Below are 25364 nucleotides of genomic sequence, written 5' to 3'. Positions count from 1 at the left end.
ACACTAGACTTTGAGCGACCGCACCGGGAGGGCGGCGGAACGGGGAAGTACAGTGAGTTCGATTATCACCGGCGAGGCCGTAGTCCTGGAGCTGAGGCCGGCGTCCTTTGCCGCCCGTGCGCTCGGGCTGCTCGTGGATGCAGCCCTCAACATCGTCCTGCTCGTGGCGTTCCTGATCGGGCTTGCCGCAGCCGGCGAGGACCTCGACGAGGCTGCCGCACGTGCCCTGACCCTGGCCAGCGTCGTCTTTTGCCTGGTCATCATTCCGGTGGCCGTTGAAACGCTGAGCCGCGGCCGCTCCCTGGGGAAACTGGCCACCGGCCTCCGGGTGGTCCGGGATGACGGTGGTGCCATCCGCTTCCGGCACGCCGTCATCCGCGGGCTGACCGGGTTCCTGGAGATCTACCTGACGTTCGGCGGTGTGGCGCTGACGGTTGCGCTTTTCAATGACAGGTCGCGGCGGCTGGGTGACCTGCTGGCCGGAACCTATGCCGTCCGCACCCGCGTGCCGGTGGAGCAGCCGGTTCCGGTGTTTGTGCCGCCTCGCCTCCGGGCGTGGGCAGCGGCCGCCGACATCGGCAGGATTCCCGATGCGACGGTGCGCAGGGCCTCCCAGTTCATCCGGCAGGCCGGGAGGATGGCGCCCCTGTCCCGGGCCGGAATGGCCGCCTCCATCGCCACCGAACTGTCCGCCCATGTGGCCCCGCCCCCGCCTCCGGGGACCAGCCCCGACGACTACCTTGCCGCCGTCGTTGCTGAACGCCGGAGCAGGGAGCTGGCCCGGCTGACACAGGCACGCCGGCGCAACACGGAAATCGGAGAGCGGCTGCAGCGGCTCCCCTTCGGCAGCTGACGCTAGTTGTCGTACTCGCTCCACGGGATGTTCCAGTCGCCAAACCCGTCATCGTGGGCGGCGTAGTCCCCCTCGGTGTTTACGATCTGGACCACGTCGCCGGTGCCCATGTTGTCGAAGACCCAGGCGGCGCCATCGGGGGCGAACCCAATGCAGCCATGCGAGACGTTCGCGTTGCCGATGAACGGATAGGCAGACTCCAGGGCCTGGTGGATATAGGCGCCGCTGAGGGTGAGGCGGATGGTGTACTCCACGTCCACGTCCCCGTAGTAGGCAGGATCGTCGGGCTTGAGCCCAATGCTCGAGGCCCGGAAGTGGTCGTAGCGCTTCTTCTCCATCAGCACCCCGTAACCGCGCGCTGACGGGAAGCGCTTGTCCCCCATGCTGACGGGCAGGGTCTTGACCACCTGGTCATTGACGCTCAGCGTGAACGTGTGGGCGGCGGAGTCGGCCACCGCCACCTTCTTGTCGCCGATGGAGATGTTCACCTTCTTGTTGAAGTTGGCGATCTGCCCGTTGCCGAGGTCCACGCCGAAAAGTTTCATGTCCATGGCAATAGTGGAGTTGGCGGCCCAGAAGTTCTCCGGGCGGTACCGGACCATGGTGTCGCTGTGCCAGTGGAAGGCACCTGCCTGGCCGGCACTGCTGGTAATGCTGATGGCTTTCTCCACGGCCTCACGGTTAACCACGGGCTCGCTGAAGATGACCTGCAGCGGCTGGCCGACCCCCACTTTCATGCCGTCCAGGGGATAAATGGCGGCGTCCGCCTCATGGGAACTGGAGACTGTGCTGAAGGCCTGGGTGGTGCTGGTCTCCCGACCCGCGCCGTCCTTGACCACGTACGTGTAGCTGTAGTCGGTGTTGAATTTCAGGGGCCCTGCGGCCGTCCAGCCGGTACCGGCAGGGTCGATGCTCCCCTCGACCGCTTCACCTGTGGTGCTGGTCAGGGTGACGCGTTCGATGGTTCCGTTAGTGACCTTGAGGGAAACCGGGGCTGCGGGATTGACCTGCTTTGCGCCGTTGGCGGGTGCGGCCTCGGACGTGACCGGGGCAACGACGGGCATCGCGGTTCCCGGGGACGTCCTCACGGAGGAGCTGGACTCGGACTCGATAGCCCCGCGGGCGATATCCGGCGCGACAGCGGCGAAGACGCCGCCGACGGCAGCGAGGAGGCAGACGGCTGCCACCACAAGAATCTTTTTCATTCGACCGGGACGGCGGGACGGGACTTCGGGCTCCATGTTTTGATCCTAGGCGCAGAAAGTAACGGCCCGGGCGCACTGGGCACCCGGGCACTTTACTTCTTAGTAACGATAGTGCTCGGGCTTGTAGGGGCCTGCGACGTCGAGATCCAGGTAGGCGGCCTGCTCCTTCGACAGCTCGGTCAGTTCCACGCCGAGGGCGTCAAGGTGCAGCCGGGCAACCTTCTCGTCAAGGATCTTCGGCAGCACGTAGACCTGGTTCCCGTACTCCCGCTCCCCTTCCGGCTGGCTGCTCTTGGTGAAGAGCTCAATCTGCGCGATCGTCTGGTTGGCGAAAGAGTTGCTCATCACGAACGACGGGTGGCCGGTGGCGTTGCCGAGGTTCAGCAGGCGCCCCTCGGAGAGGACGATGATGGACCGTTCCCGGTCCGTTCCCTCGTCAAGTACCCATTCGTGCACCTGCGGCTTGATTTCCACCTTCCGGATGCCCGGGATACGTGCCAGCCCCGCCATGTCGATCTCGTTGTCGAAGTGGCCGATGTTGCCCACGATGGCCTTGTCCCGCATCCCGGCCATGTGCTCGGCCAGGATAACGTCCTTGTTGCCGGTGGTGGTGATGAAGATGTGGCCCTCGCTGAGGACGGATTCGAGCTTTGCGACCTGGTACCCGTCCATGGCTGCCTGGAGTGCGCAAATGGGATCGATTTCGGTGACGATGACGCGGGAGCCCTGGCCGCGGAAAGCCTCCGCCGCGCCCTTGCCGACGTCGCCGTACCCGCAGACGACGGCGATCTTGCCGCCCATCAGGACGTCGGTGGCGCGGTTGATGCCATCCGGCAGGGAGTGCCGGATGCCGTACTTGTTGTCGAACTTGCTCTTGGTGACGGAGTCGTTGACATTGATGGCCGGGAACAGCAGCTTGCCCTGCTCCGCGAGCTGGTAGAGGCGGTGCACGCCGGTGGTGGTTTCCTCCGTGACGCCCAGCAGGCGGGAGCCGATCCGGGTCCACTTCTGCGGGTCCGCCTGCAGGGAGGCGCGCAGCACCTCGAGGAAGACGCGGCCTTCCTCGGACTCGTCATCGGCGGCTGCCGGGACGGCTCCAAGGGCCTCGAATTCGGCTCCCTTGTGGACCAGCATGGTGGCGTCGCCGCCGTCGTCGAGGATCATGTTCGGGCCGAGGTCCGGGTTGCTGTCCGCGCCGGGCCAGGTAAGGATCTGCTCGGCGGTCCACCAGTACTCCTCCAGCGTCTCGCCCTTCCAGGCGAACACGGGCACACCCTGGGGGTCCTCGACGGTTCCGTTTCCGACCACCACGGCCGCGGCGGCCTCGTCCTGGGTGGAGAAGATGTTGCAGGAGGCCCAGCGGACCTCGGCGCCGAGAGCCGTGAGCGTCTCGATCAGCACGGCGGTCTGCACGGTCATGTGCAGGGATCCGGCGATCCGGGCGCCCTTGAGCGGCTGGGTGGGGCCGAATTCGGCGCGGAGCGACATCAGGCCCGGCATCTCATGCTCGGCAAGGCGGATCTGGTGCCGACCGGCTTCCGCCAGGGTGATATCGGCAACCTTGTAATCAAACGTCATGGGTAATCCTTCGTCCTGTCCGGAGTGCGGTTGGTTCCGGTGTTGCTGTGTAAGGTTCGACGGCGGCCGTGGTGCCTGCGTTCCGGCCCGGTCGCTGCTACGTGGCCTGGCCCGTTCCGGGCGCTGAATCGTGCTGGTCCGATCCTGCCGCGGTGGCCGCGGCCAGCAGCTCGGGTGGCAGGAGGAGCGGAATGCCGTCCTCGATGGCGTAGCGGGGCTTCACTCCGGAGTCCCCGGCGACGGCCGCCACCAGTTCCTCGCCTTCCTGCACCAGGGCCGACCCCGTCACGGGACAGCGGAGGACGGACAGCAGGTCAGGACTGATATGTGGCATTCTTGGTGCTCCCTGGCGGGCGCGCTCGCGCCGGTAGCGGACTGGTGTGCAGCTACCAGCCTACCGCCAGAGGATGTCAGGAGGGTTCACGCAGGACGCGCAGGTGTCCCCTGCGGGTGCCTTCTGCGCCGGCCGGTGCTTCCAGCGCGGAATGGGGCGCGCGCTGTGCCGGCGGCTGCTGTCCCTGGGCCGGCAGTGCCGCGGCATCCCGCACCGCGTTGGCAAGGGCCAGGAGGTCGTCGGGGCCCGGCTGCTGTGGCGTTGACGGCATGGCAAGCCGGAGGACTTCCCAGCCACGCGGAACGGTCAGCGAGTCAGCGTGCTGCTCGCACAGGTCGTAGCAATGCGGCTCCGCAAAGGTGGCCAGGGGGCCAAGAACAGCGGTGGAGTCGGCGTAGACGTACGTCAGCGTAGCCACCGCTGACTGGCGGCAGGCAGATCTTGAACACTGACGGATAGCTCCCACGACATCACAGACTACTCGCTGTCCGTGCCAAATCCGTGCATTGCCCGCCCGACCCGACGCGTCCCTGCCGCCCGGAGAATGTATCGCATAAATGTTTCCCCGGGTTTAGAGTCAATGTATGCAGTCATCGAACCAGAAATCAGGTTTCACGGTCCGGTTGGCTGGTCCGGATGCCCCCGGGAATCCGGGCACCGGCTCCTCCGGCAAAAGCTTCATGATGCGCCGCCGGAACCGTCACGGACGCGGGCTCCGCGGCGAGGTGATGCTCCCCACACACCCCGGGTACCGGACACGCTCGGACCGGTTTGATGACATGGTGCTTGATTCCGCGCAGCGGCTGCATGACATCTGGGGCAAGACGCTCGACGGCGTGCGGTTCGGCGTCGACGAGATCCCGCCCGACCTCGAAAAGCTGGCCGCCAACTCCGCGTCGGCGCCCATGGGCTCCTACACACCCGCCGCGGACGGCGAAGGACCCATGATCACGGTGTACCGTCGCGTGGTGGAACAGGGCTGCCCGGGCCCCGAAGAGCTGCAGGACCTGGTCCATGACGTTGTGGTGGAGCACACGGCAGAGATGCTGGGAGTGGCGCCGGAAACCCTGGACCCGGTCTACCGCCGCCGGTACTGATCCGGGTTGCGGCGGCCGGCAGTTGCGTGAGCGCCTGGAGGGCAGCTAGTAACTGAGGGTGACGGGCACTGTTTCCTGCCCGGCCGCCGCCGCCAGAAACGCGAGTGTGGAGATGTCGTTCCTTCCGTCCTGCTGGACCAGCACGGAGCCATAGGCGGCGTCCCCTGACGCTGACACCACGTATCCCACGACGTCGGCGTCTCCCTCCTTTTCCGGTACTGCGATGGAGGACGTCGTTCCGCCGGCAATATCGGCGGTGGCCGGAGCCCTGACTTTTCCGTCGGACGTAATGGCGGAGTACGTGATGGTCGCCCTGGCGTCCAGGGCACCGAACACCAGGCTGCGGATCCCGCCCCGCGGAACGGGAACGACGTGCTGGCTGCCAAGCCGCACTCCGGCCGACGCCCAGGCAACATCCAGGGCCTGGTCTTCCTGGAGCCCGCGGGTCACCCGCGCCGCGGCGACAAACGAAACGTCCGAGGATGCAGCCACCGTGTACTGCCCCGCCGGGACACCTGCGAGGGAGACCTCGGTGACGGCGCCTGCCTTTGCGGTGATAACCCCGCCCGAGGGCAGGGCCTCCTGTCCGCCACGCCCGTACAGGCGGACTTCCACCACGGCATCCGAGGGTCCCGGGACTGTCAGCTGGAGCGCCGGTCCTGCATCCTCGTAGCCTGGCTTTCCGGTCAACTGGGCCAGCCCTGCAGGGTCCTGGATATCCACGCCTGTCATGACCTGGCGCACGGCCGGCGCCGCTCCCGGGGCAATGAAGTCAACTCCCCCTGGCGTGAGGCCCCGCAGGACACTCTGCTGGATGACGGCGGCCACGGGGCCGCCCGCACTCCGGACACGGACACTCAGCTGCGCCTCCCCCGGGGCCAGGCCGGCAAGGACCAGGGCCCGCGAGCTGCCAGGCGCAACCAGCAGGCCCCTGCTGCCGGGTGCCTGGATCTGGCCCTTTGCGCCGAAAAGCTCCAGGCTCACCGTGGCGGGCGTGGTGGAGGCGTTGGTCAGCACCAGCACTGATGCCCGGCCCACGGTAGTGCTTGCCCCCGCAATCCACTGGTCATTCGACGGCTGGTGGCAGTTGGAGGCCGCAGCACCCTGGAGGTCGCCATCGGTGGCCGTGAACTTCACCGCCGCAGCAGCTGAGGCTTTTTGGTTCTCCAAGGCGTCGGCGCTCAGCACGCTTACCTGGTCCACGGGATGGGCCGCCACCACGCCTGCCAGAAGTTCCTGGGGCGCTCCGGCGGATGCGCCCTCGCCTGGCCCTTCTGAGATGTCCACGGCGGTTTTCCCGTCCAGCTGGGACAGGCGGCTGGCCGGCAGGATCCCTGCCGCACCGAGCACCGCGCCCGTCACTGCGCTGGCAGCGGTGGCTGACACCGGACTGAACTGGGGGTCGGTGCCTGCTTCTGTCCCCTCCAGCAGCCGGGCCGGTCCCGGACAGACGCCCACACTCGCCCCGGCGGGGACGGCTGCCGCCGCGGCGGCTACCGCGCGGCTCGATTCCGGCGGCGGCAGCAGTGATCCACCTGCCACGACCGCCCCAGCCCCGGCGAGGATCATTGCCGCGGACGCCATCCCCACGAACGCCGTTTTGCGCCCCCGCGCTACAGGCCGCTGCCCGGTGACCGCCAGGGTTTCCGGGCCTGCTGTGCTTGCGTCCTCCAGCGGTTTGCCGGCGGCGGTGGAGGACCGGGCCTCCGTAACTGCCGGCGGCGTCGTGTGCTCATGCATTCTGGTGTTCCTTACGCAGGGAGCCCTCGTCCCGGGAGATACCGGTCCGTGGCCTCCTGGCCGGCATTGGTATGGCGAGCAGGACCGTCAGGCCGATCACCGTAATCTGTGCAATGGCCGTCCACGGGGCCCAGGGGTTGTCGTAGCGGATGGTGAGCTGACCACCTGTTGCGGGAAGCGTGAAGGCCTGCGACCAGCCGGACGCCGTCGCAGTCAGTTTGCGTCCGTCAAGCCAGGCGGTCCAGCCGGCGTCCGCCCGTTCGGCTAGCACCACGAGGCGACCTTCAGGACCGGCCGAAACAGGGGCGTCCACGTCGCTGTACCCGGAGGGAACCAGCCCGATGGCAGCACCGCTGCCATCGACAATGCGTACCCGGTGTGCAATGTCTGCGGCCTGCAGGGCCGGCTGGTTCAGGGGGGTGATCCGCCAGAGCCACCCCACATCGGTTTGTCCCACGGCCACAAGGCCAGGTACCGCGTCCATCCGGCTGGCCGTCAGCTGGGCAGCTGTGTCAGCGGAGCGGAGGACAACAAACCCGACGCCCAGCTGTTCGAGGTCGTTCCGGGGGTCGACGCCCTGGCCGGCGACGACCGTTGCCACGACGCGACGCACGGCCGCGGTGACATCGTCGTCGTCGCGAATGGCCTCGGCACCCGGGCCTCCGATGATGTTCCGAGCGGCGGCAATCGTGGAGAGGCTGTCCAGGGTGGTTCCGGCGCCGCGCATCAGTGAGGCGTCGAACGTCCCGTTGTCCCGCGTACTGATCAGCAGGGTGCGAGTTTGCTCCGGCCCTGTTCCGCGGTCAATGGCCGTGGCAGGCAGGGTGCGCGGGTTGGCGGGTTCCACCAGACGGGGGGTTCCGAGCTGGCCTGCGGCGTCGGGCGTTTGCCTGCCTGCGGCATCGGCGCCCGGAGAGGCGGTCCCCGTGGGGACGGCGGCGGCCGTGGCGGGGCGCAGCAGGTTCTGGGCTGACCATGCAGCCATTCCGGCCAGGGGTCCCGCAAGCAGGATGACCATGCCGACGGCGGTGGCGGACCGGAGGGCTGCCCGGCGCTTGGCGCTGCCGCTGGCCGCTCCCCTGTGCGCCATGGACAGGAGATGCTCCGCTCCCAGGATGCCTGCCGCCAGGAGGGCGAAGGCCGCAGCGGACACGGCCGGGCCGGTGAACGGGGTAACGAGGTTCTCGGCGTTGATGCCGGTGGCCACGTGGCTAGCCAGCCAGCCGCCGGCAAGGGCAAGGATGCCGGCCAGCCAAAAACCCCTCGCCATGGCGGCGCGGTGCCCGGGTACCACCAGTCCGGCGACGGCAAGCGCCAGCACCGGGGCTGCGACCAGGAGTGCCAGCACCAGGGCCCACGGTACAGCGCCACCGGCAAACGACGGAAGCCCCGTGAGGCCGCCCTGCGGGTCAAAACGCAGCGGCTGGCCCAGGAGCTGCTGCCACAGCGGCGCTGCGTCGAAGGCAAGCGGGACGCCGGGGTCTGCCAGTAAGGCCCGGGGCCGGTCAAGGACGGAGAGTCCGAAAGGAATGAACAGGGCCGCGGCGGGCAGCAGGGCCCACCAGGCCGTCCGGCCGCGGCGTCCGGGCAGGAAGCCACAGAGCACGACCACCACGGTGGCCGGAACCAACAGTGACGGTGCCGACGCCACAACAACTGCCAGCGCAAGGCCGGCTGCCGCGGCGGCGGTCCAGGATGGCGTGCCGTTGATACCGGGCCTGACGGGGGGCCTCTCGCCAGGACGGGCCTCGGAAGCGGAAGGCAGCGTGAAGCGGCCGTGGCCCACTGCGGAGCCGGTGGCACGGAGCAGCGCCAGGACCACCAGCGGAAGCATGATGTGGGCAATCAGCGCTCCGGCCCTGCCCTGGTTGAGCGCGACCTGGAGTGCGGGTGCGGCAGCCCACAGGAGGGCGGCCGCCAGCCGGAGCCGGCGGCGGACAGTCAGCCCGCCGGCGGCGAACCATGCCGTGAGCCCGGAAAGCGGAGTGGCGAGCAGGAGCAGCCAGGCCATGGCCGGGTTGGCGTCGCCTCCGCCCAGGACCCCGAGGATCCACAGGACATAGCCGAAGGGGTCTCCCCTGCCGGGCAGCCCTGCCCCCAGGGTGATCCACCAGCTGGAAGCGTGGTGCCAGATGTCGGCGAGGTTGGCAGCGACGGGGATGAGCGCACCGCCGGATACGGCGTCGGCCCGGAAGAGCCCGGTCAAGGCCAGAAGCGAGGCAACGGACGCAACGATGACCGCAGCCAGGGCGCCGTTGCCCACCCATCCGCGCCTTGTCGTGGCCAAGGCCGCGAAGTCGTCAGAGGCATCCCCGGTGGGCTGGTGCGCCAACGGATCCTGTTCAAGCTCGTCCGAGGGGGAAGTGTCCGAGCCGAGCGCCTCCATCAGGGACCGCCGGTGGCTCCAGACCTCGCGCCTGGGGGTTTGGAGCTTGCGGATCACGGACCGGCGGATGCGGCGGGTACGGCGGGCGCTGCTGCGCGCCCTCGCCACTGCGCGGGGCCGTCCGAGGGCCGCGCAGGTGGCAACCACCTGTGACAGGCCATGCGCAGGGTCCTTGACCAGAATGCTCAGCACGAGTCTGAAAAGGCTGCCCAGGAGCGCCCCGGCCCCGTGGACCGGCACCATCCAAGGTGGCGAATGCTTCAGGCGCAGGTGGACCTGGGCCTTCCGGGCCGCCGCCGCGTTGCCCAGTGCGTGTGGCCGGTGCGCAACGTGGAACATGCGGGCCGCGGGCACCACGACAACGCGGTGCCCGGCCAGCCGGTTGCGCCAGCAGAAGTCGACGTCGTCGCCGCTGCCGGGCAGGGCAGGATCGAAACCGCCCAATTGCTCCCAGATGTCACGGCGGACAAGCATGCCGGCGGAGTTGACGGCGAAGGTGTCACTGCGGCCGTCGTACTGCCCCTGGTCGAGTTCGTCGGCATCGATCAGGGTGAGCCGTTCGGCCCACCGGCTGGTGGACAGGCCGACATCGATGAGCTTGCGTTCCTCGTGCCAGTCCAATTGTTTGCACCCTGCGACCGTGACCGAGGGCGCCCGCTCAACAGCGCTGAGCAGTTCGGCGAGTGCCTGCGGTGCGGGTGCAGCATCATCATGGAGCAGCCAGATCCAGTCCGCCCTGTCCGGGGCTCCGCTTCCCCGCCATGGGGCCAGTTCGGCCAGGCCGGCGGAAACCGCCGCACCCATGCCGCCCTTGGCGCGCTGCTGGCTGATGACGTTGGCTTCGCCCAGGGCCCGCTGCAGGAGGACTTTGGAGTCGTCCCGTGATCCGGCGTCAACGCCGATTGCGTAGTCCGCGGGCCGGGTCTGGCCCGCCAGGGCTGCAAGTGTCCTGGGCAGATAGGCACTGCCGTTGTGGGCGACCACAACGGCAGTGACATGAACATCCTGGTGAATTAGATTGCTCGCTTCCTAAGCCGCCGGCGTTCACGCTCGGAAAGGCCTCCCCAGATGCCGAACCGTTCGTCGTTTGCCAGCGCGTATTCGAGGCACTGCGAGCGCACGTTGCAGGCCCCGCAGACCTTTTTCGCATCCCGCGTGGAGCCGCCCTTTTCAGGGAAGAATGCTTCGGGGTCCGTCTGGGCGCACAAGGCATCAGTTTGCCAGCCCAGTTCGCCTTCGTCATCGAAGTCCTGCTGGAAGGGAAGCCCAATCCACACCGGCTGGCTTGCGCCACCGGCCGCCAGTTCCATGGGCGGGTCGAGGTCGTCCTCCGCCTCCGGGCCACCGTCAAGCAGCGCTTCGTGGGCAGCGAGGAATGCAGTGGCCTGGTCCTCCAGGATGCCGCCCGCGTTCCTGTTGTACCGGTCGGCAGCATCAGGATCGGCGGGGTCCACGTACCAATCGCTCGGCACCCCCCGGGCACGGTACTTTGCCGTTGCCTGACCGGCTACGACGGCATCTTCCTGGATACGCTCTGCTTGCCCCATCGGCGACCCTCCTGATTTGCAGCTACTGCCTGGATACGCGGCACTCGGTTGTGTGCCGGCATTTACGCAGTTGCCTTTAGTTATCTAATTACACGTGTGTAACTAGGACGAGTCAAGCCGCCGCCGGATAATAATCACTCCGGATGGCGAACGCGGCGTACGCCACGCCCGGGAATTTATTATGCGGACACGGCGCGGCCCGCAGCGAACTCCGAAGCCCGCCGGGCAACGGCCCAAATCGCCATCAACGGCGCGGAAAATACCTGCAACGACGCGAAATGGCAAGCAGGCTGAGTATCAGCTGTGATAAATATCACTCGGCGTTGCGCGGGCAGGCTCCACCGGCCGGGCCGGGCCGACGTCGACCGTGACTGGCCCCGCCGCCGGTGGCAGGATGGTGCCATGGGCAACCCGCTATCTGAACTCATGTCAACGCTCCGATCGGGCAATTCAACGGCTCCCCGTCTCACGTGGTACGGCCCTGGCGATGAGCGGGTGGAGCTCTCCGGCAGGGTGCTGGACAACTGGGTTGCCAAGACGAGCAACCTGCTCCAGGACGAATTGGACGCCATGCCCGGCATGCGGCTGCGCATGGACCTGCCCGCGCACTGGAAGTCCATGGTCTGGGCACTGGCCGCCTGGCAGGTGGGCCTGCAAACCGTCCTTGACGGGGGTGCTGCGGACTACCTTGCCACCGCGGATCCGGAGGCAGTGGAAGGGAAATACGACGCCGTCATCGCCGTGGCCTTGCCCGCGCTGGCCATGCGGTGGCCGGGTGCGCTTGCCGCCGGCTACCTGGACTACGCTGCCGAGGTCCGCTCCCATGGAGACGTCTTCATGCCGCACGCCGAGCCTGATCCTTCAGGGTGCGCCGTCGTGGCGGGCGATGGCCGGGCGCACTCGCACCAGGACCTGCTCAGCAGTTTCGCCGCCCGCCACGACGACGGCGTACGCCTTCATATTCCAGCCGGGAACGGACTGGAAGGCGCGCTGTCCAATGCCTTGGGCGCCTGGCAGCACGGTGGATCGGTGGTCATGACGCATCCGGAGGTGGCGCTGACCGGGAAGCTCCTCACGGCGGAGCGCATTCACGGCAGCTAGGGAAGCGGGAGCCTTCCAGCCTGGCCCCCGCCCCCGGGCCGTCCAGTGCTATGGCTTGGCGCGGCCGTCCGTCGAAGGCTCGCGCTCCGCTTCGTGCTCCACGCCGGAACCCTGCCCCTTGTGGTGGTGGTGGCGCTCGATAAGCTCGTGGTCGTGGGAGAACTCCGGTTCCTGGTCCAGTTCCTGGTTGAACACCAGGAACCGGTAGGCAAAGAAGCGGACCACGGTAGCCACCAGAATGCCCGCCACGCCGGCCAGGAACAACATGTTCTTGTCCGTGATGCCCAGCCCGTATTTTGCGAGGGCGGTGAAGCCCGTGGAGATGCCGATGCCTATCCCGTTGATCAGGACGAACATCAGGAATTCGCGCAGAACGTTGGCCTGCCGGCGGTGCCGGAAGGTCCAGAGACGGTTGGCGATCCAGGAGAAGACCGTGGCTATGGAGGCGCCAACGAACCGCGCCTTGGCCTCGCTGTCGGTCATCGGGCCGTGCATCAGGTAGTACGTGAGACCGTTGTCGATCACGAAGGCCACACCGCCCACGGCTCCGAACTTGGCCACTTCGCGCCAAAACAGCGAGGCGAGCCCCCGGATACGGTCTGCAAGTGTGGTGAACATGGCCCTCCATGGCTGTGTGAACTGTGGGCCATTGGGCCGTAGGCCATTTTAGCCCCCAAACCTGTGAGGCAGCCTTCCCGACCGGCGGAGAGGGGTGGCCCGGCACCCGAAATACTCCCGGCCCGCCGGACCGGAACGCGGGATACCGGACGGTCTTCGGTAGGCTGGCCCATGTGACTTTTCCAGTAATAGGCGTAGTTGGCGGCGGCCAGCTTGCCCGAATGATGGCCCCTGCCGCAACTGCCCTCGGCTTCGAACTCCGTGTCCTCGCCGAAGGGGACGACGTCTCGGCCGTCTCGGCAGTGTCCTCCTCGCCGGTGGGCGACTACAAGGACCTGCAGACGCTGTTGGACTTTGCCCAAGGCCTGGACGTAATGACCTTTGACCACGAACACGTCCCAACAGACCACCTGCGCGCGCTGCAGGACGCCGGCGTCAACGTCCAGCCCGGGCCTGACGCACTCGTGAACGCGCAGGACAAACTGGTCATGCGTGCCGCGATCGACCGGTTGGAGCTTCCCAACCCGGCTTGGGCCTCCGTGCCGGACGTGGCGGCCCTGGTCAGTTTCGGCGAGGAAACAGGCTGGCCCGTTGTGCTGAAGATGCCGCGCGGCGGGTACGACGGCAAGGGTGTCAGGATCGTCGCCTCCGCAGAAGAAGCTGCCGGGACATCCGAATGGTTTGACGCCATGAGCCCCCTCCTCGCCGAGGCCAAAGTGGAATTCACCCGGGAGCTTTCAGCACTCGTTGCACGGACACCCGACGGCGAAGCCCGCGCCTGGCCGGTGGTCCACACCATCCAGGTGGATGGTGTGTGTGATGAAGTTATAGCCCCCGCCCTGGACATCCCGGTGGAGGTCGCTGCTGCCGCAGAGGACGCCGCCCTGCGCATTGCCGCCGAACTTGGCGTCACGGGAGTGCTGGCCGTTGAGCTCTTTGAGACCCCCGGCGTCGGTGCCGGCTTCCTGATCAACGAACTCGCCATGCGCCCCCACAACACAGGGCACTGGACGCAGGACGGATCGGTGACAAGCCAGTTCGAGCAGCACCTGCGGGCGGTTCTGAACCTTCCCCTGGGCGCCACCGATGTCCTCGGCCCCGTGGTGGTGATGAAGAACTTCCTGGGCGGCGACAACCAGGACCTGTTCTCCGCCTTCCCGATGGCGCTTGCCAGCGAACCTGCCGCAAAGGTGCACTGCTACGGCAAGTCCGTCCGGCCGGGCCGCAAGATCGGCCATGTGAACCTGGTGGGTTCATCCACTGCAGACGTTGATTCCGTCCGCCGACGTGCCACGATGGTTGCCAGCATCATCCGCGACGGCCGGGCCCCGGCAGAAGAACTGCCAAGCACTTTCGAGGAGAAGTCATGAGCGCCCCAACCACCCCCGCCACAGCTTCGGAGGCCGCCCCGCTGGTGGGCCTGGTCATGGGATCCGACTCTGACTGGCCCGTTATGGAAGCTGCGGCTGACGCGCTGGCGGAGTTCGGCATCCCCTTCGAGGCCGACGTCGTGTCAGCCCACCGGATGCCCACCGAAATGATCCGCTACGGGCAGACGGCCCACGAGCGCGGTCTGCGGGTCATCATCGCCGGGGCCGGCGGCGCAGCCCACCTGCCGGGCATGCTGGCCAGCGTCACCCCGCTCCCGGTCATCGGCGTTCCCGTCCCCCTCAAAACCCTGGACGGAATGGATTCCCTGTTGTCAATCGTCCAGATGCCCGCCGGTGTTCCGGTAGCCACCGTGTCCATCGCAGGAGCCCGCAACGCCGGGCTCCTGGCCGTGCGGATGCTCGCTGCGGGCACGGACGAGCTCGCAGCTTCGCTTCGCGCGGACCTCCTTGATTTCGCAGCAGACCTCAACGCGGTTGCCGCCCGCAAGGGTGCCAGCCTGCGGCAGAAAGTCAGCGAGGTCTTTGCGGACGGCAACGGCGCCCTGCGGAGCGGCCGCTAGGCGGCGCGTATGTCCAGCAGCAAACTGCGGCAGGCCGCCCCAGGCTCCTCCATGACCGACCCGGTGCGCTACCCAGCCAGCGCATCCTCTCAGGTGCGCACGAAACGGGCCTTTGTCCTCATCCTGTTGACCCTCCTGGTTCCGGGCAGCGCCCAGGTAGTGGCGGGCAGCCGCAAACTCGGCCGCGCCGCGCTGCGCGTAACTCTCGGCGTCTGGGCTGCCCTGGCCGCCGCCGTGCTCCTGCTGCTCTTCAACCGGACCCTGCTGATCAACATCATCACCCATCCCGTCACTTCCCTGGTGATCGTCATCCTGCTGGCAGCCCTGGCCGCTGCCTGGGCACTGTTCTTCCTCAACACCCTCCGGCTCATCCGCCCCACACTGCTGGCACCCCGGGCTCGGCCCGCAGTGGGGATAGCACTGGTGCTGGCCATGGTCCTGGGCAGCGGGTCCCTTGGCTATGCTGCCTACCTGCTCAATGTGGGGCGTAATGCGATCGGGAGCATCTTCTCCTCCGGCCCTACGATCGATCCCGTTGAAGGCCGCTACAACTTCCTGATGATGGGCGGGGACGCCGGCGAGGACCGCACCGGGAGGCGCCCGGACAGCCTTTCCGTCCTCAGCGTGGACGCCAAGTCGGGGCAGACTGCCATCATCTCCGTGCCCCGGAACCTGCAGAACGCCCAGTTCAGCGAGGACTCCCCCATGCGGGCCATCTACCCGGACGGCTACGACTGCGGGGACGAGTGCCTGATCAATGCCATCAACACCGAGGTGACGAACGAGTACGCCGACCTGTACCCCGGCGTGGCCGACCCCGGCGCGCAGGCCACCCTGGAAGCCGTATCCGGGACGCTTGGGCTCACGGTGCAGGCCTACGTCCTGGTTGACATGGACGGTTTCTCCAGGCTCATCGACGCGATGGGCGGCATCAGGATCAAAGCCGGCGGATGGGTTCCCATGAGCGGTTACTTTGACGACTTCACACAGACCCACGGCATGCCGCTGGGCTGGATCCCGGCCGGCGAACAAACCCTCGACGGCAACCAGGCACTCTGGTACGGACGGTCGCGGGAGTATGTGGACGACTACTCGCGCATCCAGCGCCAGCAGTGCGTGCAGCAGGCCATGCTCAAGCAGCTGGACCCTGCCACGCTGCTGGCAAAATTCGAGGACATCGCCGACGCGGGAACCAAGGTGGTGGACTCCAACATCTCCTCCTCGCAGCTGGGCAGCTTCGTGGACCTTGCCATGAAGGCCAAGGGCCAGGACATCAAACGGCTGACCATCGGCCCGCCCGACTTCGACGCCTCGTTCTCCACGGTTCCTGACTTCGATCAGATCCACGACCGCGTGGACCAGCTGCTGGCTTCCGCGTCTTCGGCCCAGGCGGCTGGCTTGCAGGACGACGCCATGGTGGAAGCGGGCGCCGCACCGGGGCACGTCCAGGCCGCGGCCGCTCGAACCGCTGGCAGTTTCCCCCTCGCCGGTGCCGTCCGGGCGCAGCAGTCACCCGCGCCGTCGGACTTCACTCCGGTGACCACCACGCCCGACGGCGAGCTGATCACGGAAGAGATGCTGACCCAGCTCAAGCTCGAGGGCAACGAACAGGCCATCGCCGAGCTCGTGGCAACCAATGGCCAGTGCGCGCCGCTGTAGCCGCACACTTCATCCAGCAGACCTAGGGAAACGGAACCGGTTTTGTACGAGATTGAGAACGTCCTGCGCGACTATGCCTGGGGTTCGACGACGGCCATCGCGGCCCTCCTGGGCCGGCCCGAGTCGGGCCGGCCGGAAGCCGAACTGTGGATCGGCGCGCACCCCGATTCACCGTCCACCGCCCGCGTCCCCGGGGACGGGCCGGCGGGGACCGCGCTGGATGCCCTCATCTCCAGCGATCCCGACCATTACCTCGGCGCGGACTCCGTGGCCCGTTTTGGCCCCCGGCTGCCCTTCCTGGCCAAGATCCTCGCCGCAGCCCAGCCCCTGTCCCTGCAGGTCCACCCCAGCCTGGAGCAGGCGCGCGCCGGATTTGCCCGCGAGAACGCGGAAGGGGTGCCTGCGGGCGCCCCCAACCGCAATTACCGGGACGACAACCACAAACCCGAGATGATCCTCGCCCTGACCCCGTTTGAGGCGCTGTGCGGGTTTCGCCCGGTGGCGGAAACGCGGGAGATCCTGGCGCACGTCGCGGCAGCCTGTGGCTCCAGCGAAGCCGGCGTCCCCGCCCTTGTCGAAGAGCTGCAGGAGGACCTCGCCGCAAGCGATGAGGGACAGGCCCTCCGGAACGCCTTCGAGCGCCTGATCACCGGAGGCCGGTCCGTGGCCGAGGATACGGCGCTGGTGGTGGCTGCACTCCTGTCCGAAGCCGCCCTGGCCCCGCATGAGGCCGAGCTGAAAACCGTGATCAGCCTCAACGAGAAGTATCCCGGGGATCCGGGTGTGCTGATTTCCCTGCTGTTGAACCGTGTCTCGCTGGCGCCGGGCGAAGCGGTGTATCTTCCGGCCGGAAATGTCCATGCGTACCTGCACGGCCTGGGCGTGGAAGTCATGGCTTCCTCGGACAACGTCCTGCGCGGCGGCCTGACCCCGAAGTTCGTGGATGTGCCCGAGCTCCTCCGCACCGTTGATTTCCAGCCTGTTGCGGTGCCCATGCTGGCCGCTGAGCGGACGGCCCTGGACCAGGAAGTGTTCCGCCCGCCGTTCGAGGAGTTCCAGCTCCAGCGCATAGAGCTCGCGCCGGGCGCGGCCCCGGTCCCGCTGGCGCAGTCCGGGGCGGCCGTGGTCATCGTGGTGGCAGGAGATATCTACCTGGACTCGCCCAAGGGCGACCTGCAGCTGTCGAGGGGCGGCAGCGCCTTCCTGGCTGACGCCGAGGCTCCGGTCAACGTCCACCCCGTGGCCGGCAGCACGGAGCAGGCGCTTGCCTTTGCCGTGACCACCGGCCTCTAGCAGTCGGCGGCGCTTCAGGCGGCAACGGCAAAGGGCGACGGCGGCACCCGGGCGGGGTGCCGCCGTCGCCCTTTTGCTGAGCGCAGCTGGTGGGTGACGCTAGTTGCCGGGGCGCAGCCGTTGGAGCAGGGGGCGTACACGCCCGGCAGCGGCCTTCAGGACGCGCCGTCCCGTCTGCAGTCCCCGGCGCGCCAGGGGCATGGCCTGGGCGTAGGCGGGGTACAGCGGCGAAAGCGGCTTCTCCCAGGTTCCCATGAGCATGTTTTCGTGCTTGGCGAACTGCTTCTTGAAGTCGGAGATGCCGTCGTTGAGGAGTCCGTTGAAGTCGTACCGGCGGCAGCCGTCCTCCCGCATAGCCTGCAGGGCCGCCCACTTCACGCCGTAGTTGACGCGCTGTTTCTGGCCTTCCGCGGACACGCCGCCGTAGAGCTCAAAGGCAGTGGAGCCGCTCCTGGCGAGCCAGACGAACGCCAGCAGCTGCTCGCCGTCGAACGCCCCGATGATGGGTGAGCCATCTCCCATGTTCCGGAAAATGTCCCGGTAGTACTGGTCCTCGTGGATCCCGAACCCGGCGCGTTCAGCGGTCTCGTGGTAGATCGAGAGCACCTGCTCAAGCTCGGCGTCGTTCTTCACCTTGAGGAACTCCACGTCGCTGCGCATTGCCTTGCGGATGTTCGCCCGCGTGGACTTGGACATGTCCGCCATGAGCTCGTCGTCCGACCTGGTGAGGTCGAGGATGAGCGTGCGCGGAATCAGCACCGTGTTGGCGGACGGACGGAAGCCTGCGGCGGCCACGGCACCTGCAAACACCGAGTCCTGGTCCCAGTCGGGTTCGATGCTCAGGGCGACTCCACGGTGCCGGACTGAAGCATGCTCGGCGAGCCGGTTCAGGACTGCCTGCGCCTTCTCCGGGGCGCACATGGGGCCCCGCGGAATGTAGACCAGGGCCCGGAAGGGAAGCGGAAGGCGGCGGACCAGCAGCTGGGCGCAGCCGATGGTGGTGCCGGCCTCGTTGATGAGCACGCGGTCGACGGTCCAGCCGTGCATGGCCTTGGTTTCGCCCCAGCCCCACAACTGTTGCGGATGTCCCTGGAACCGGTCAACGTGGTCGTCCCAGAGGGCGCGGTCAGTACAGGGCACAACAGCAGGAATCATGGCTTCAACCCTATACCAAGGGCTTAAAAGGCCAGGCCCCCGGGAAGTGCCTTGCGCACTTCCCGGGGGCCTGGCGTTCAAGCGCGCCGGCGTCAGCTCTTGCGGGCGTAGCCCTCCCACTTGTCGGCGCGGTGCTCGCCGTCAACGAAGCGGATGGTGCCGGACTTGGAACGCATGACGATGGACTGGGTGAGGACCTTGTCCTTGGAGTAGCGGACGCCCTTCAGGAGGTCGCCGTCGGTGATGCCCGTGGCGGCGAAGTAGCAGTTGTCGCTGGAGACGAGGTCGTTGGTGGAGAGGACCCGCTCCAGGTCGTGGCCGGCGTCGATGGCCTTCTGCTTCTCTTCGTCGCTGGTGGGCCAGAGGCGGCCCTGGATGACACCGCCCAGGGACTTGATGGCACAGGCCGCAACGATGCCTTCGGGCGTGCCGCCGATGCCCATCAGCGCGTCAACGCCCGTGCCGGTGCGCGCTGCGGCGATGGCACCGGCGACGTCGCCGTCCATGATGAACTTGGTGCGCGCACCGGCTTCGCGGATTTCCTCCACCAGCGGCTTGTGGCGGTCGCGGTCAAGGATCATGACGTTGAGCTGGTTGACCTTGACGCCCTTCGCCTTGGCGATGAGGTGCAGGTTCTGCTTGACCGGCAGGCGGAGGTCCACCATGTCCGCGGCTTCGGGACCGGTAACCAGCTTCTCCATGTAGAACACGGCGGAAGGATCGAACATGGAGCCGCGCTCGGCCACGGCGAGGACGGCCAGGGCGTTGTTGATGCCCAGGGCAGTCAGGCGGGTTCCGTCGATGGGGTCGACGGCGACGTCGCACTCGGGGCCGGTGCCGTCACCGACGCGTTCTCCGTTGAAGAGCATCGGGGCCTCGTCCTTCTCGCCCTCACCGATGACCACAACGCCGTTGAAGTGGACGGTCTGGAGGAAGGAGCGCATGGCGTCGACTGCTGCGCCGTCGGCCTTGTTCTTGTCGCCGAAGCCCACCCAGTGGCCGCCGGCGATGGCTGCGGCTTCGGTCACGCGGACAAGCTCGAGGGCAAGGTTGCGGTCCGGCTCGTCAATGCCTACGGCAAGCGACGGGGAGATCGTGGAGTACTTCTGGGTCATGGACGCTGGTGACACGTGAACCTCTTCTTCGAGTGGCGATCATAAAACCCGCCCCGCCGGTGCAGCAGCGCGGTGATTCCTCTGCTACCGATCATAGTCGCGAGCCGCTCAACGGGGTGGCGGATGACGCGCCCGCGCAATGTACCGGCGACGGCGGCCAGGGGCCTGGAGCGCCCAAATGGAAGTTGGCTGCCGGCATGGGCGACTATAGAGGGGTGAATGACATGCAGGAAAAGACCAGTCCCAGCCCAGAGCCGGCCGGATCCGAGGGCAACGGCGGGTCCGGCGCTGCGGCAGGGAATGGGCCGGTAAAGCCTGTCATTCCGGCTGCTGCCGCCAAGCGTGCCAACGCCTCGGTCATCGGAATGATCATCGCCCTGGTGGTGAGCATTGCCGCGTTCCTGCCCATCATCCTCATGAATCCACTGCCCAGGAGCGATGGCTACCGGCCGAACATCGACGTGGCAGCCGTCTCGCGGAATGCCACGGATGTGGCAGGATTCACACCCGTCGCGCCCGACACCGGCGACAGCTTCCGCCCCAACTACGCCCGGTGGGAAGCCGGCACCGGCAACGGCGTCCCCACCTGGGAAGTGGGATACCTGACGCCCAAGGAGTCCTTCATCGGGCTGGTCCAGACCAGGAACGCGAACCCCACCTGGCTGCTGCAGCAGACGCGCAACGCACCCGTCACCGGCTCCCGGAACGCCGGCGGGCAGGAATGGGAACTTCGGGACACCGGCAAGGGTGAGAAATCCCTGGTGCTGGACTACCGCGGGACTACCGTTGTTCTGTCCGGGGAGGCCCAGCTGGACGAATTCGCCGCCCTCGCGGACGCCGTCGTCAAATCCCTGGAAAGCAACCCGGCTGTCACAGTTTCACCCTCCCCCGCCGCAGCGCCGTAAGGTAGGCGCGTGACTACCTACCTGACTCCCGCACTCGCCTGGCGCCGGCTGCGCGAAGGCAATGAACGTTTTGTCAACGGTGAGACCTCCCACCCCAACCAGGATGCGTCCCGCCGCTCCTCGCTGGTGGAGAACCAGCACCCGTTCGCCGTGATCTTCGGCTGCTCCGATTCCCGGCTCGCCGCTGAAATCATTTTCGACGTCGGCCTGGGCGATGTCTTCGTCGTCAGGACCGCAGGCCAGGTGATCGACGACGCCGTCCTGGGGTCCCTCGAATACAGCATCGGCGTGCTGGGGGTGCCGCTGATCGTGATCCTCGGGCACGACAGCTGCGGTGCCGTGAGCGCCACGAAGTCGGCCGTGGAGACCGGCCAGATGCCGGCAGGCTTCATCCGGGACCTCGTGGAACGGATCACGCCGTCCGTCCTGACGTCGCTGCGCAACGAGCAGACCGACGTCAACGACATGGTGGTGGAGCACGTCAAGCAGACCTCGGAACGGCTCGTGGACAGCTCCCGTGTGATTTCCGACGCAATCGGGTCAGGCAAGGCTGCCGTGATCGGCCTTTCGTACAGCCTGGCTGAGGGCCGTGCGAACCTTGTTTCCGGAATCGGCGAGCTCTAAGGGGCCTTCCGGAACGGCTTCGGCGGCGGCGTGTAGCAAGCAGTTCACGGTTTTCGGTGCGGCGCCCGGGCGTCCTAAGCTAGCCCCATGACTTCCACTGAAGAGTTCCGCATTGAACATGACACGATGGGCGAAGTCCGCGTCCCCGTGAACGCACTGTACCGCGCGCAGACGCAGCGGGCAGTGGAGAACTTCCCGATTTCCGGCAAGACCCTGGAGCCTGCGCACATTGAGGCGCTGGCCCGGGTCAAGAAGGCTGCCGCCCAGGCCAACGCTGAACTGGGTGTGCTCGACGGCGAGCTGGCCACAGCTATTGCAGAGGCCGCGGACCAGGTGGCAACGGGCAAGTACGACGGCGACTTCCCCATCGACGTCTTCCAGACCGGCTCCGGCACGTCCTCCAACATGAACACCAACGAGGTGATCGCCGAGCTGGCCACCCGCGCCCTCAAGGCGGCCGGCAGCGACAAGGTTGTCCACCCGAACGACCACGTCAACGCCTCGCAGTCCTCCAACGACGTTTTCCCCACGTCCGTGCACGTTGCTGCGACCTCCGCCCTGATCAACGACCTGATCCCCGCACTCGGCTACCTGGCCGAATCGCTGGAGCGCAAGGCCGTTGAATTCAAGGACGTGGTCAAGTCCGGCCGCACCCACCTGATGGATGCCACGCCGGTCACCCTTGGCCAGGAGTTCGGCGGCTACGCAGCCCAGGTCCGCTACGGCATCGAGCGCATCAACGCGTCCCTCCCCCGCGTGGCCGAGGTTCCGCTGGGCGGCACGGCGGTGGGCACCGGCATCAACACCCCCGCCGGGTTCCCCGAGCGCGTCATCGAACTGCTGGCCACGGACACGGGCCTGCCGCTGACCGAGGCACGCGACCACTTCGAGGCGCAGGCCAACCGCGACGGCCTCATCGAAGCGTCCAGCCAGCTGCGCAACATCGCGATCTCCTTCATGAAGATCAACAACGACCTCCGCTGGATGGGCTCGGGCCCCAACACGGGCCTCGGCGAGATCGCCATCCCGGACCTGCAGCCCGGCTCGTCCATCATGCCCGGCAAGGTCAACCCGGTCATCTGCGAAGCCTCCATCATGGTGGCAGCCCAGGTCATCGGCAACGACACCGCCATCGCCTGGTCCGGCACGAACGGTGCGTTCGAGCTGAACGTGGGCATCCCGGTCATGGCGTCCAACCTGCTGGAATCCATCCGCCTGCTCGCCAACACCAGCCGGGTCATGGCAGACAAGATGATCGACGGCATCACCGCGAACGTGGAGCGTGCCCGCTTCCTGGCCGAGGCATCCCCGTCCATCGTGACCCCGCTGAACAAGTACATCGGCTACGAGAACGCGGCCAAGATCGCCAAAACGGCTGTGGCGGAGGGCCTGACCGTCCGCCAGGCCACCGAGAAGCTGGGCTTCGTCGGCGACGGCGAGGGCCAGGTTTCGGAAGCGGACCTGGACAAGGCCCTGGATGTCACCACCATGACGGCTCCGGCCCACAAGGCCTAAGCCTTTCCACCGCCGGCCCGCCGGCAAAAGGCCCCAGCTAAAGCACGACGTCGGCCGCCCACCTTCCCAGCGAAGGCGGGCGGCCGACGTCGTGCTGTGGAGTTTAGCTTCCCCACCAAGGAAGACGCGGTCCTTGGCCACATCGACGATGACATTCCCGCAGACGTCCTGGAGGAATTCATCGCGGGCGGGCACGCATCGCCCGCCGGGGAAATCTCCCCCACGCTGTTCCAGGACCTCGTCCGGCTTTCCCTGAAACTGTCCGAGCACATGGCCGCCTCGGAGGAGGAAACCCGCCAGCTCATCGGCGTCGTCAGGAAGGAGCCGCAGCTGATCCTCCGGATCATCGGAGTAGCCGAGCAGCGGGAAGCCCAGTTCGCCCGGGATGTCGCCCTGGCTTCACCCCTGGGCTGGGCATGTTCTCCGCGCTAGCGTTCGTGCCCACCTTCCTGCAAACGTCCTCAGGCTCCTCCGCGGCTGAGTCCGGCCTTCTGATGCTGCCCATGATGGCCGGCCTGATGGGCACATCCATCTGGGTCATTTGCGTCCAGCTGTTCGTCTTCGGCGCCAGCCTGGGCCTGATATGCAGGCCTGATCCCCAGCGCACCTGACCGCCGTCGTCCTGCCGGCCATAACGCAGCAGGGCTGCCAGGCACCTGGGCAGGGGCGCCGCAATCCTGGGGGTTGGGGCGCCCCTGTTGTGCTTCCTCACGATAAGGCGGCGATGGTTCGGTCATGGCTCGAAGTGCGCGGCCTCGGCCGGCGCAAGGGCACGGTGGATGCTCGTGAGGTGTCCGGCCATGAGTTCGGGCAGTTCGTCGATTCCAAACCAGCCGACGGCCACTGACTCGTCATCGTTCACCCGGGCAGTCCCGGAGACGTAGCGGCAGAGGAACACAACGTCCAGGAACTCGCACACATCGCCGTTGGGATAAGTAAAGGGACCCACGGCGCCCACAGACACCACGCGCTCCGGTTCGGCCACCACCGCCGTTTCCTCAAAGATTTCCCGCACCAGCCCGCGGGCAGGCTGTTCACCCGGCTCGAGCATGCCGCTCACCAGGGCCCACTGCCTGTTATCCGCCCGTTGGGCCAGCAGCACGCGGCCCGCGGCGTCCACCACCACGCCCCGCACCCCCGGGACCCACAGGGGATCATTGCCGATTTTCTTGCGAAGCTTCAGGACATAGTCAGGCGCAGGCATTGAGCCAGCCTATCGAACTGTTTCTCCGCGTCGGCTGCCTGGACTCCCTCATCCTGGCTGCTGAAGGTCAGGCCGGAAGCAGCATCGCCGCTGCGGCTCCGGCGAGCATGAACGGACCGAAGGGGATGGACGATTTAAGGGTTCCCCTGCGGGCCGCCAGGAGTGCGACGGACCAGAGGCCACCCAGGAGGAAGGCCAGGAACGTGCCCGCAAACAGATGACCCCACCCGAGGTAGCCGAGGTACATCCCCAGGACCCCGCCGAGTTTAACGTCCCCGAAGCCCATACCCGGCGGGTACACCAGCCGGAGGATGAAGTAGAAGAGCCACAGGATGGCCGCCCCGGCCACCACCCGGAGCACCGGCTGGAACCCAAGGCCTGCGACAGGACCAGCAGAACCCTGGCCGGAGCCCGCCCCGGCGAAGGCTGCCGCCGCCAGGAGCAGGACGCCGGCCACGGCATAGGACGGAAAAACGATCCTGTTCGGCAGCAGATGGTGCCGAACGTCGATCACCGTGAGCCGGACGGCCATCACCGCGAAATAGCCGCACGCGGCAAGCACCAGCCAGAAGGCCGGCGGAGTGTGCTGCCATAGTTCGCCCAGTCGATGGATCACCCTCGGATGCTACTGGATTTCCACCCGCCAACGCGCAGCCCGCGCGTAAACTGTGGATATGGCGACGTGGGACTTCCGGCACCGGCCGGATCCGGACAGTGGAGCTGCCCCCGCGGACCTAGCAGCCATGTTCCGCAACCTGTGCCGGTCCTCTCCCTGGAAATGGCAGTCGCTGCGCTTCGAATACTGGAATGAACCCTTCGCGGAAGCTCCCAGCCCTGCGGCTCCCCTGGTCCGCGCCTGGCTGCGGCGCCCCGGAGCCCTGCGCCTGGAAAGCCCGGAGGGACTGGTCCTCCACAGCACCACGGGGATCAACGATTCCCGGGACGGGCTCTACATCAGCTCCACCCGGAAATCCTGGCTCCTGCCGCCCCACCTGGTGACGCCCGTTTATGACGACCTCGGCCTGGTGCGGCGGCGCCCGGAGGCGGCCTACGGGGAGCCCGGCTTCGGCAACGGACGCTTCTCTGCGGCGCTGGATCCGGTGGAGCTTGCCGGCAACGCCCCCGTGCCCCTCGAGTTTCCCGGGAGCAACCCGGTGGAGGTCCAGGATGTCCGCCGAGTTGAGCATGAAGGCCGGCCGGCGCTCGAGGCAGTGGTGGCCCCGACCGCCGCCTACCATCCGGCGGACCCCGCCGCTCCCCTGTGCATGCCGGGCCGCTCCAGGATCAGGGTGGACCTGGGCACCGGCGTCTGTGTGTCCAGCCGCTCACTGGAGCCTGAAACAGACCAGTACGGCCACTGGCTGCGGATTATTGCCGTGGACGAATACATGCTGGACGACCTTTTCCTGGCCGAGTCCATGAACCTCACCGACGTCCGCCGCCACATCAGCTGGGACGTTCCCGCCTGACCGTGACAGGCCGAA

The 25364-nt window shown here is 67.3% G+C and carries 24 protein-coding genes and 1 pseudogene; 13 read left to right on the top strand and 12 right to left on the bottom strand.

Annotated elements, in window-relative coordinates; genetic code table 11:
- Positions 1–52: 52 nt before the first annotated feature.
- A complete protein-coding gene (locus tag NFU08_RS09255; protein WP_251422442.1) occupies positions 53–853 on the top strand; it encodes an RDD family protein in 801 nt (266 codons plus the stop codon).
- Between the two features lie 2 nt (positions 854–855).
- Here the strand turns inward: NFU08_RS09255 and NFU08_RS09250 are convergent, their stop codons facing one another.
- The 4 genes from NFU08_RS09250 to NFU08_RS09235 all read right to left on the bottom strand — a co-directional run bounded on the left by NFU08_RS09250 (position 856) and on the right by NFU08_RS09235 (position 4436).
- Complete coding sequence (locus NFU08_RS09250; RefSeq protein WP_174175570.1) at positions 856–2094, bottom strand: Ig-like domain-containing protein; 1239 nt, start codon at positions 2092–2094, stop codon at positions 856–858.
- A 63-nt stretch (positions 2095–2157) separates the two neighbouring features.
- A complete protein-coding gene (gene ahcY, locus NFU08_RS09245) occupies positions 2158–3636 on the bottom strand; it encodes an adenosylhomocysteinase (protein WP_174175568.1) in 1479 nt (492 codons plus the stop codon).
- A gap of 97 nt (positions 3637–3733) precedes the next feature.
- A complete protein-coding gene (locus NFU08_RS09240; RefSeq protein WP_174175566.1) occupies positions 3734–3970 on the bottom strand; it encodes a hypothetical protein in 237 nt (78 codons plus the stop codon).
- 76 nt (positions 3971–4046) lie between these two features.
- Complete coding sequence (locus NFU08_RS09235; protein ID WP_174175564.1) at positions 4047–4436, bottom strand: DUF3499 domain-containing protein; 390 nt, start codon at positions 4434–4436, stop codon at positions 4047–4049.
- Between the two features lie 118 nt (positions 4437–4554).
- Here NFU08_RS09235 and NFU08_RS09230 point away from each other — a divergent pair, with 118 nt between their 5' ends.
- A complete protein-coding gene (locus tag NFU08_RS09230) occupies positions 4555–5067 on the top strand; it encodes a metallopeptidase family protein (protein ID WP_174175561.1) in 513 nt (170 codons plus the stop codon).
- A 45-nt stretch (positions 5068–5112) separates the two neighbouring features.
- On the opposite strand, the gene NFU08_RS09225 is transcribed toward NFU08_RS09230, so the two are convergent.
- From NFU08_RS09225 to NFU08_RS09215, 3 genes are read right to left on the bottom strand one after another with little or no spacing between them, the layout of a single operon-like run.
- Positions 5113–6807, bottom strand: a complete 1695-nt coding sequence (locus tag NFU08_RS09225; RefSeq protein ID WP_251422439.1) for a DUF5719 family protein — start codon at positions 6805–6807, stop codon at positions 5113–5115.
- Entirely contained in the window at positions 6800–10177 is a 3378-nt protein-coding gene (locus NFU08_RS09220; RefSeq protein ID WP_251422436.1) for a glycosyltransferase family 2 protein, read from the bottom strand. The genes NFU08_RS09225 and NFU08_RS09220 overlap by 8 nt, the downstream gene beginning before the upstream one ends.
- A gap of 29 nt (positions 10178–10206) precedes the next feature.
- Positions 10207–10740: a WhiB family transcriptional regulator gene (locus tag NFU08_RS09215; protein ID WP_251422433.1), complete on the bottom strand. Its 534-nt coding sequence runs from the start codon at positions 10738–10740 to the stop codon at positions 10207–10209.
- Positions 10741–11142: 402 nt separating this feature from the next.
- Here NFU08_RS09215 and NFU08_RS09210 point away from each other — a divergent pair, with 402 nt between their 5' ends.
- Entirely contained in the window at positions 11143–11841 is a 699-nt protein-coding gene (locus NFU08_RS09210) for a TIGR03089 family protein (protein ID WP_251422430.1), read from the top strand.
- A 48-nt stretch (positions 11842–11889) separates the two neighbouring features.
- On the opposite strand, the gene NFU08_RS09205 is transcribed toward NFU08_RS09210, so the two are convergent.
- Positions 11890–12459: a GtrA family protein gene (locus NFU08_RS09205; RefSeq protein ID WP_251422427.1), complete on the bottom strand. Its 570-nt coding sequence runs from the start codon at positions 12457–12459 to the stop codon at positions 11890–11892.
- 173 nt (positions 12460–12632) lie between these two features.
- On the opposite strand from NFU08_RS09205, the gene NFU08_RS09200 reads away from it, so the two are divergent.
- The 4 genes from NFU08_RS09200 to manA are packed head-to-tail and all read left to right on the top strand — an operon-like array spanning position 12633 to position 17362.
- Positions 12633–13829 carry a 5-(carboxyamino)imidazole ribonucleotide synthase gene (locus NFU08_RS09200; RefSeq protein WP_285835582.1) on the top strand — a complete coding sequence of 399 codons (1197 nt, stop codon included), beginning with the start codon at positions 12633–12635 and terminating at the stop codon, positions 13827–13829.
- Positions 13826–14410 carry a 5-(carboxyamino)imidazole ribonucleotide mutase gene (purE, locus tag NFU08_RS09195; RefSeq protein WP_174175550.1) on the top strand — a complete coding sequence of 195 codons (585 nt, stop codon included), beginning with the start codon at positions 13826–13828 and terminating at the stop codon, positions 14408–14410. The genes NFU08_RS09200 and purE overlap by 4 nt, the downstream gene beginning before the upstream one ends.
- Before the next feature lie 9 nt (positions 14411–14419).
- A complete protein-coding gene (locus tag NFU08_RS09190; protein ID WP_251422424.1) occupies positions 14420–16069 on the top strand; it encodes an LCP family protein in 1650 nt (549 codons plus the stop codon).
- Positions 16070–16111: 42 nt separating this feature from the next.
- On the top strand, positions 16112–17362 hold the full coding sequence (gene manA / locus NFU08_RS09185) for a mannose-6-phosphate isomerase, class I (protein WP_174175546.1): 1251 nt from the start codon (positions 16112–16114) through the stop codon (positions 17360–17362).
- Positions 17363–17461: 99 nt separating this feature from the next.
- Here the strand turns inward: manA and NFU08_RS09180 are convergent, their stop codons facing one another.
- Entirely contained in the window at positions 17462–18517 is a 1056-nt protein-coding gene (locus NFU08_RS09180; protein ID WP_251422421.1) for a peptidoglycan bridge formation glycyltransferase FemA/FemB family protein, read from the bottom strand.
- Positions 18518–18609: 92 nt separating this feature from the next.
- Positions 18610–19632: a class II fructose-bisphosphatase gene (glpX, locus tag NFU08_RS09175; RefSeq protein ID WP_174175542.1), complete on the bottom strand. Its 1023-nt coding sequence runs from the start codon at positions 19630–19632 to the stop codon at positions 18610–18612.
- A 224-nt stretch (positions 19633–19856) separates the two neighbouring features.
- Between glpX and NFU08_RS09170 the strand changes: the two genes are divergently transcribed.
- From NFU08_RS09170 to NFU08_RS09150, 5 genes and pseudogenes are all read left to right on the top strand, one after another.
- Positions 19857–20537, top strand: coding sequence for a DUF4245 domain-containing protein (locus NFU08_RS09170; RefSeq protein WP_251422536.1), 681 nt, complete (start codon positions 19857–19859; stop codon positions 20535–20537).
- Between the two features lie 9 nt (positions 20538–20546).
- Positions 20547–21161 (top strand): carbonic anhydrase, encoded by a 615-nt coding sequence (locus NFU08_RS09165; protein ID WP_104185370.1) that lies wholly within the window; start codon positions 20547–20549, stop codon positions 21159–21161.
- Positions 21162–21248: 87 nt separating this feature from the next.
- Positions 21249–22676 (top strand): class II fumarate hydratase, encoded by a 1428-nt coding sequence (locus NFU08_RS09160; RefSeq protein ID WP_251422419.1) that lies wholly within the window; start codon positions 21249–21251, stop codon positions 22674–22676.
- 96 nt (positions 22677–22772) lie between these two features.
- Entirely contained in the window at positions 22773–23108 is a 336-nt protein-coding gene (locus NFU08_RS09155) for a hypothetical protein (protein WP_309296836.1), read from the top strand.
- A pseudogene (locus NFU08_RS09150) lies at positions 23072–23260 on the top strand (MFS transporter); the annotation flags it as partial. The gene NFU08_RS09155 and the pseudogene NFU08_RS09150, both read left to right, overlap by 37 nt.
- A 149-nt stretch (positions 23261–23409) precedes the next feature.
- Here the strand turns inward: NFU08_RS09150 and NFU08_RS09145 are convergent.
- A complete protein-coding gene (locus tag NFU08_RS09145; RefSeq protein ID WP_251422415.1) occupies positions 23410–23880 on the bottom strand; it encodes an NUDIX domain-containing protein in 471 nt (156 codons plus the stop codon).
- Positions 23881–23947: 67 nt separating this feature from the next.
- Positions 23948–24496, bottom strand: a complete 549-nt coding sequence (locus NFU08_RS09140; RefSeq protein ID WP_251422412.1) for an A24 family peptidase — start codon at positions 24494–24496, stop codon at positions 23948–23950.
- A 58-nt stretch (positions 24497–24554) separates the two neighbouring features.
- Here NFU08_RS09140 and NFU08_RS09135 point away from each other — a divergent pair, with 58 nt between their 5' ends.
- Positions 24555–25349: a hypothetical protein gene (locus NFU08_RS09135; protein WP_251422409.1), complete on the top strand. Its 795-nt coding sequence runs from the start codon at positions 24555–24557 to the stop codon at positions 25347–25349.
- The last annotated feature ends 15 nt before the right edge of the window (positions 25350–25364 follow it).

Source organism: Pseudarthrobacter sp. NCCP-2145, assembly GCF_023708005.1.
Classification (GTDB): Bacteria; Actinomycetota; Actinomycetes; order Actinomycetales; family Micrococcaceae; genus Arthrobacter; species Arthrobacter oxydans.
The sequence above is the reverse complement of the archived record's forward strand: the minus strand, read 5'-3'. Positions and strand labels throughout refer to the sequence as shown.

Coding starts and splice junctions, on each gene's coding strand:
- NFU08_RS09250 (WP_174175570.1), bottom strand. CDS start 2,094: ATGGAGCCCGAAGTCCCGTCCCGCCGTCCCGGTCGAATGAAAAAGATT.
- ahcY (WP_174175568.1), bottom strand. CDS start 3,636: ATGACGTTTGATTACAAGGTTGCCGATATCACCCTGGCGGAAGCCGGT.
- NFU08_RS09240 (WP_174175566.1), bottom strand. CDS start 3,970: ATGCCACATATCAGTCCTGACCTGCTGTCCGTCCTCCGCTGTCCCGTG.
- NFU08_RS09230 (WP_174175561.1), top strand. CDS start 4,555: ATGCAGTCATCGAACCAGAAATCAGGTTTCACGGTCCGGTTGGCTGGT.
- NFU08_RS09225 (WP_251422439.1), bottom strand. CDS start 6,807: ATGCATGAGCACACGACGCCGCCGGCAGTTACGGAGGCCCGGTCCTCC.
- NFU08_RS09215 (WP_251422433.1), bottom strand. CDS start 10,740: ATGGGGCAAGCAGAGCGTATCCAGGAAGATGCCGTCGTAGCCGGTCAG.
- NFU08_RS09210 (WP_251422430.1), top strand. CDS start 11,143: ATGGGCAACCCGCTATCTGAACTCATGTCAACGCTCCGATCGGGCAAT.
- NFU08_RS09205 (WP_251422427.1), bottom strand. CDS start 12,459: ATGTTCACCACACTTGCAGACCGTATCCGGGGGCTCGCCTCGCTGTTT.
- purE (WP_174175550.1), top strand. CDS start 13,826: ATGAGCGCCCCAACCACCCCCGCCACAGCTTCGGAGGCCGCCCCGCTG.
- NFU08_RS09190 (WP_251422424.1), top strand. CDS start 14,420: ATGTCCAGCAGCAAACTGCGGCAGGCCGCCCCAGGCTCCTCCATGACC.
- NFU08_RS09180 (WP_251422421.1), bottom strand. CDS start 18,517: ATGATTCCTGCTGTTGTGCCCTGTACTGACCGCGCCCTCTGGGACGAC.
- glpX (WP_174175542.1), bottom strand. CDS start 19,632: ATGACCCAGAAGTACTCCACGATCTCCCCGTCGCTTGCCGTAGGCATT.
- NFU08_RS09170 (WP_251422536.1), top strand. CDS start 19,857: ATGCAGGAAAAGACCAGTCCCAGCCCAGAGCCGGCCGGATCCGAGGGC.
- NFU08_RS09160 (WP_251422419.1), top strand. CDS start 21,249: ATGACTTCCACTGAAGAGTTCCGCATTGAACATGACACGATGGGCGAA.
- NFU08_RS09145 (WP_251422415.1), bottom strand. CDS start 23,880: ATGCCTGCGCCTGACTATGTCCTGAAGCTTCGCAAGAAAATCGGCAAT.
- NFU08_RS09135 (WP_251422409.1), top strand. CDS start 24,555: ATGGCGACGTGGGACTTCCGGCACCGGCCGGATCCGGACAGTGGAGCT.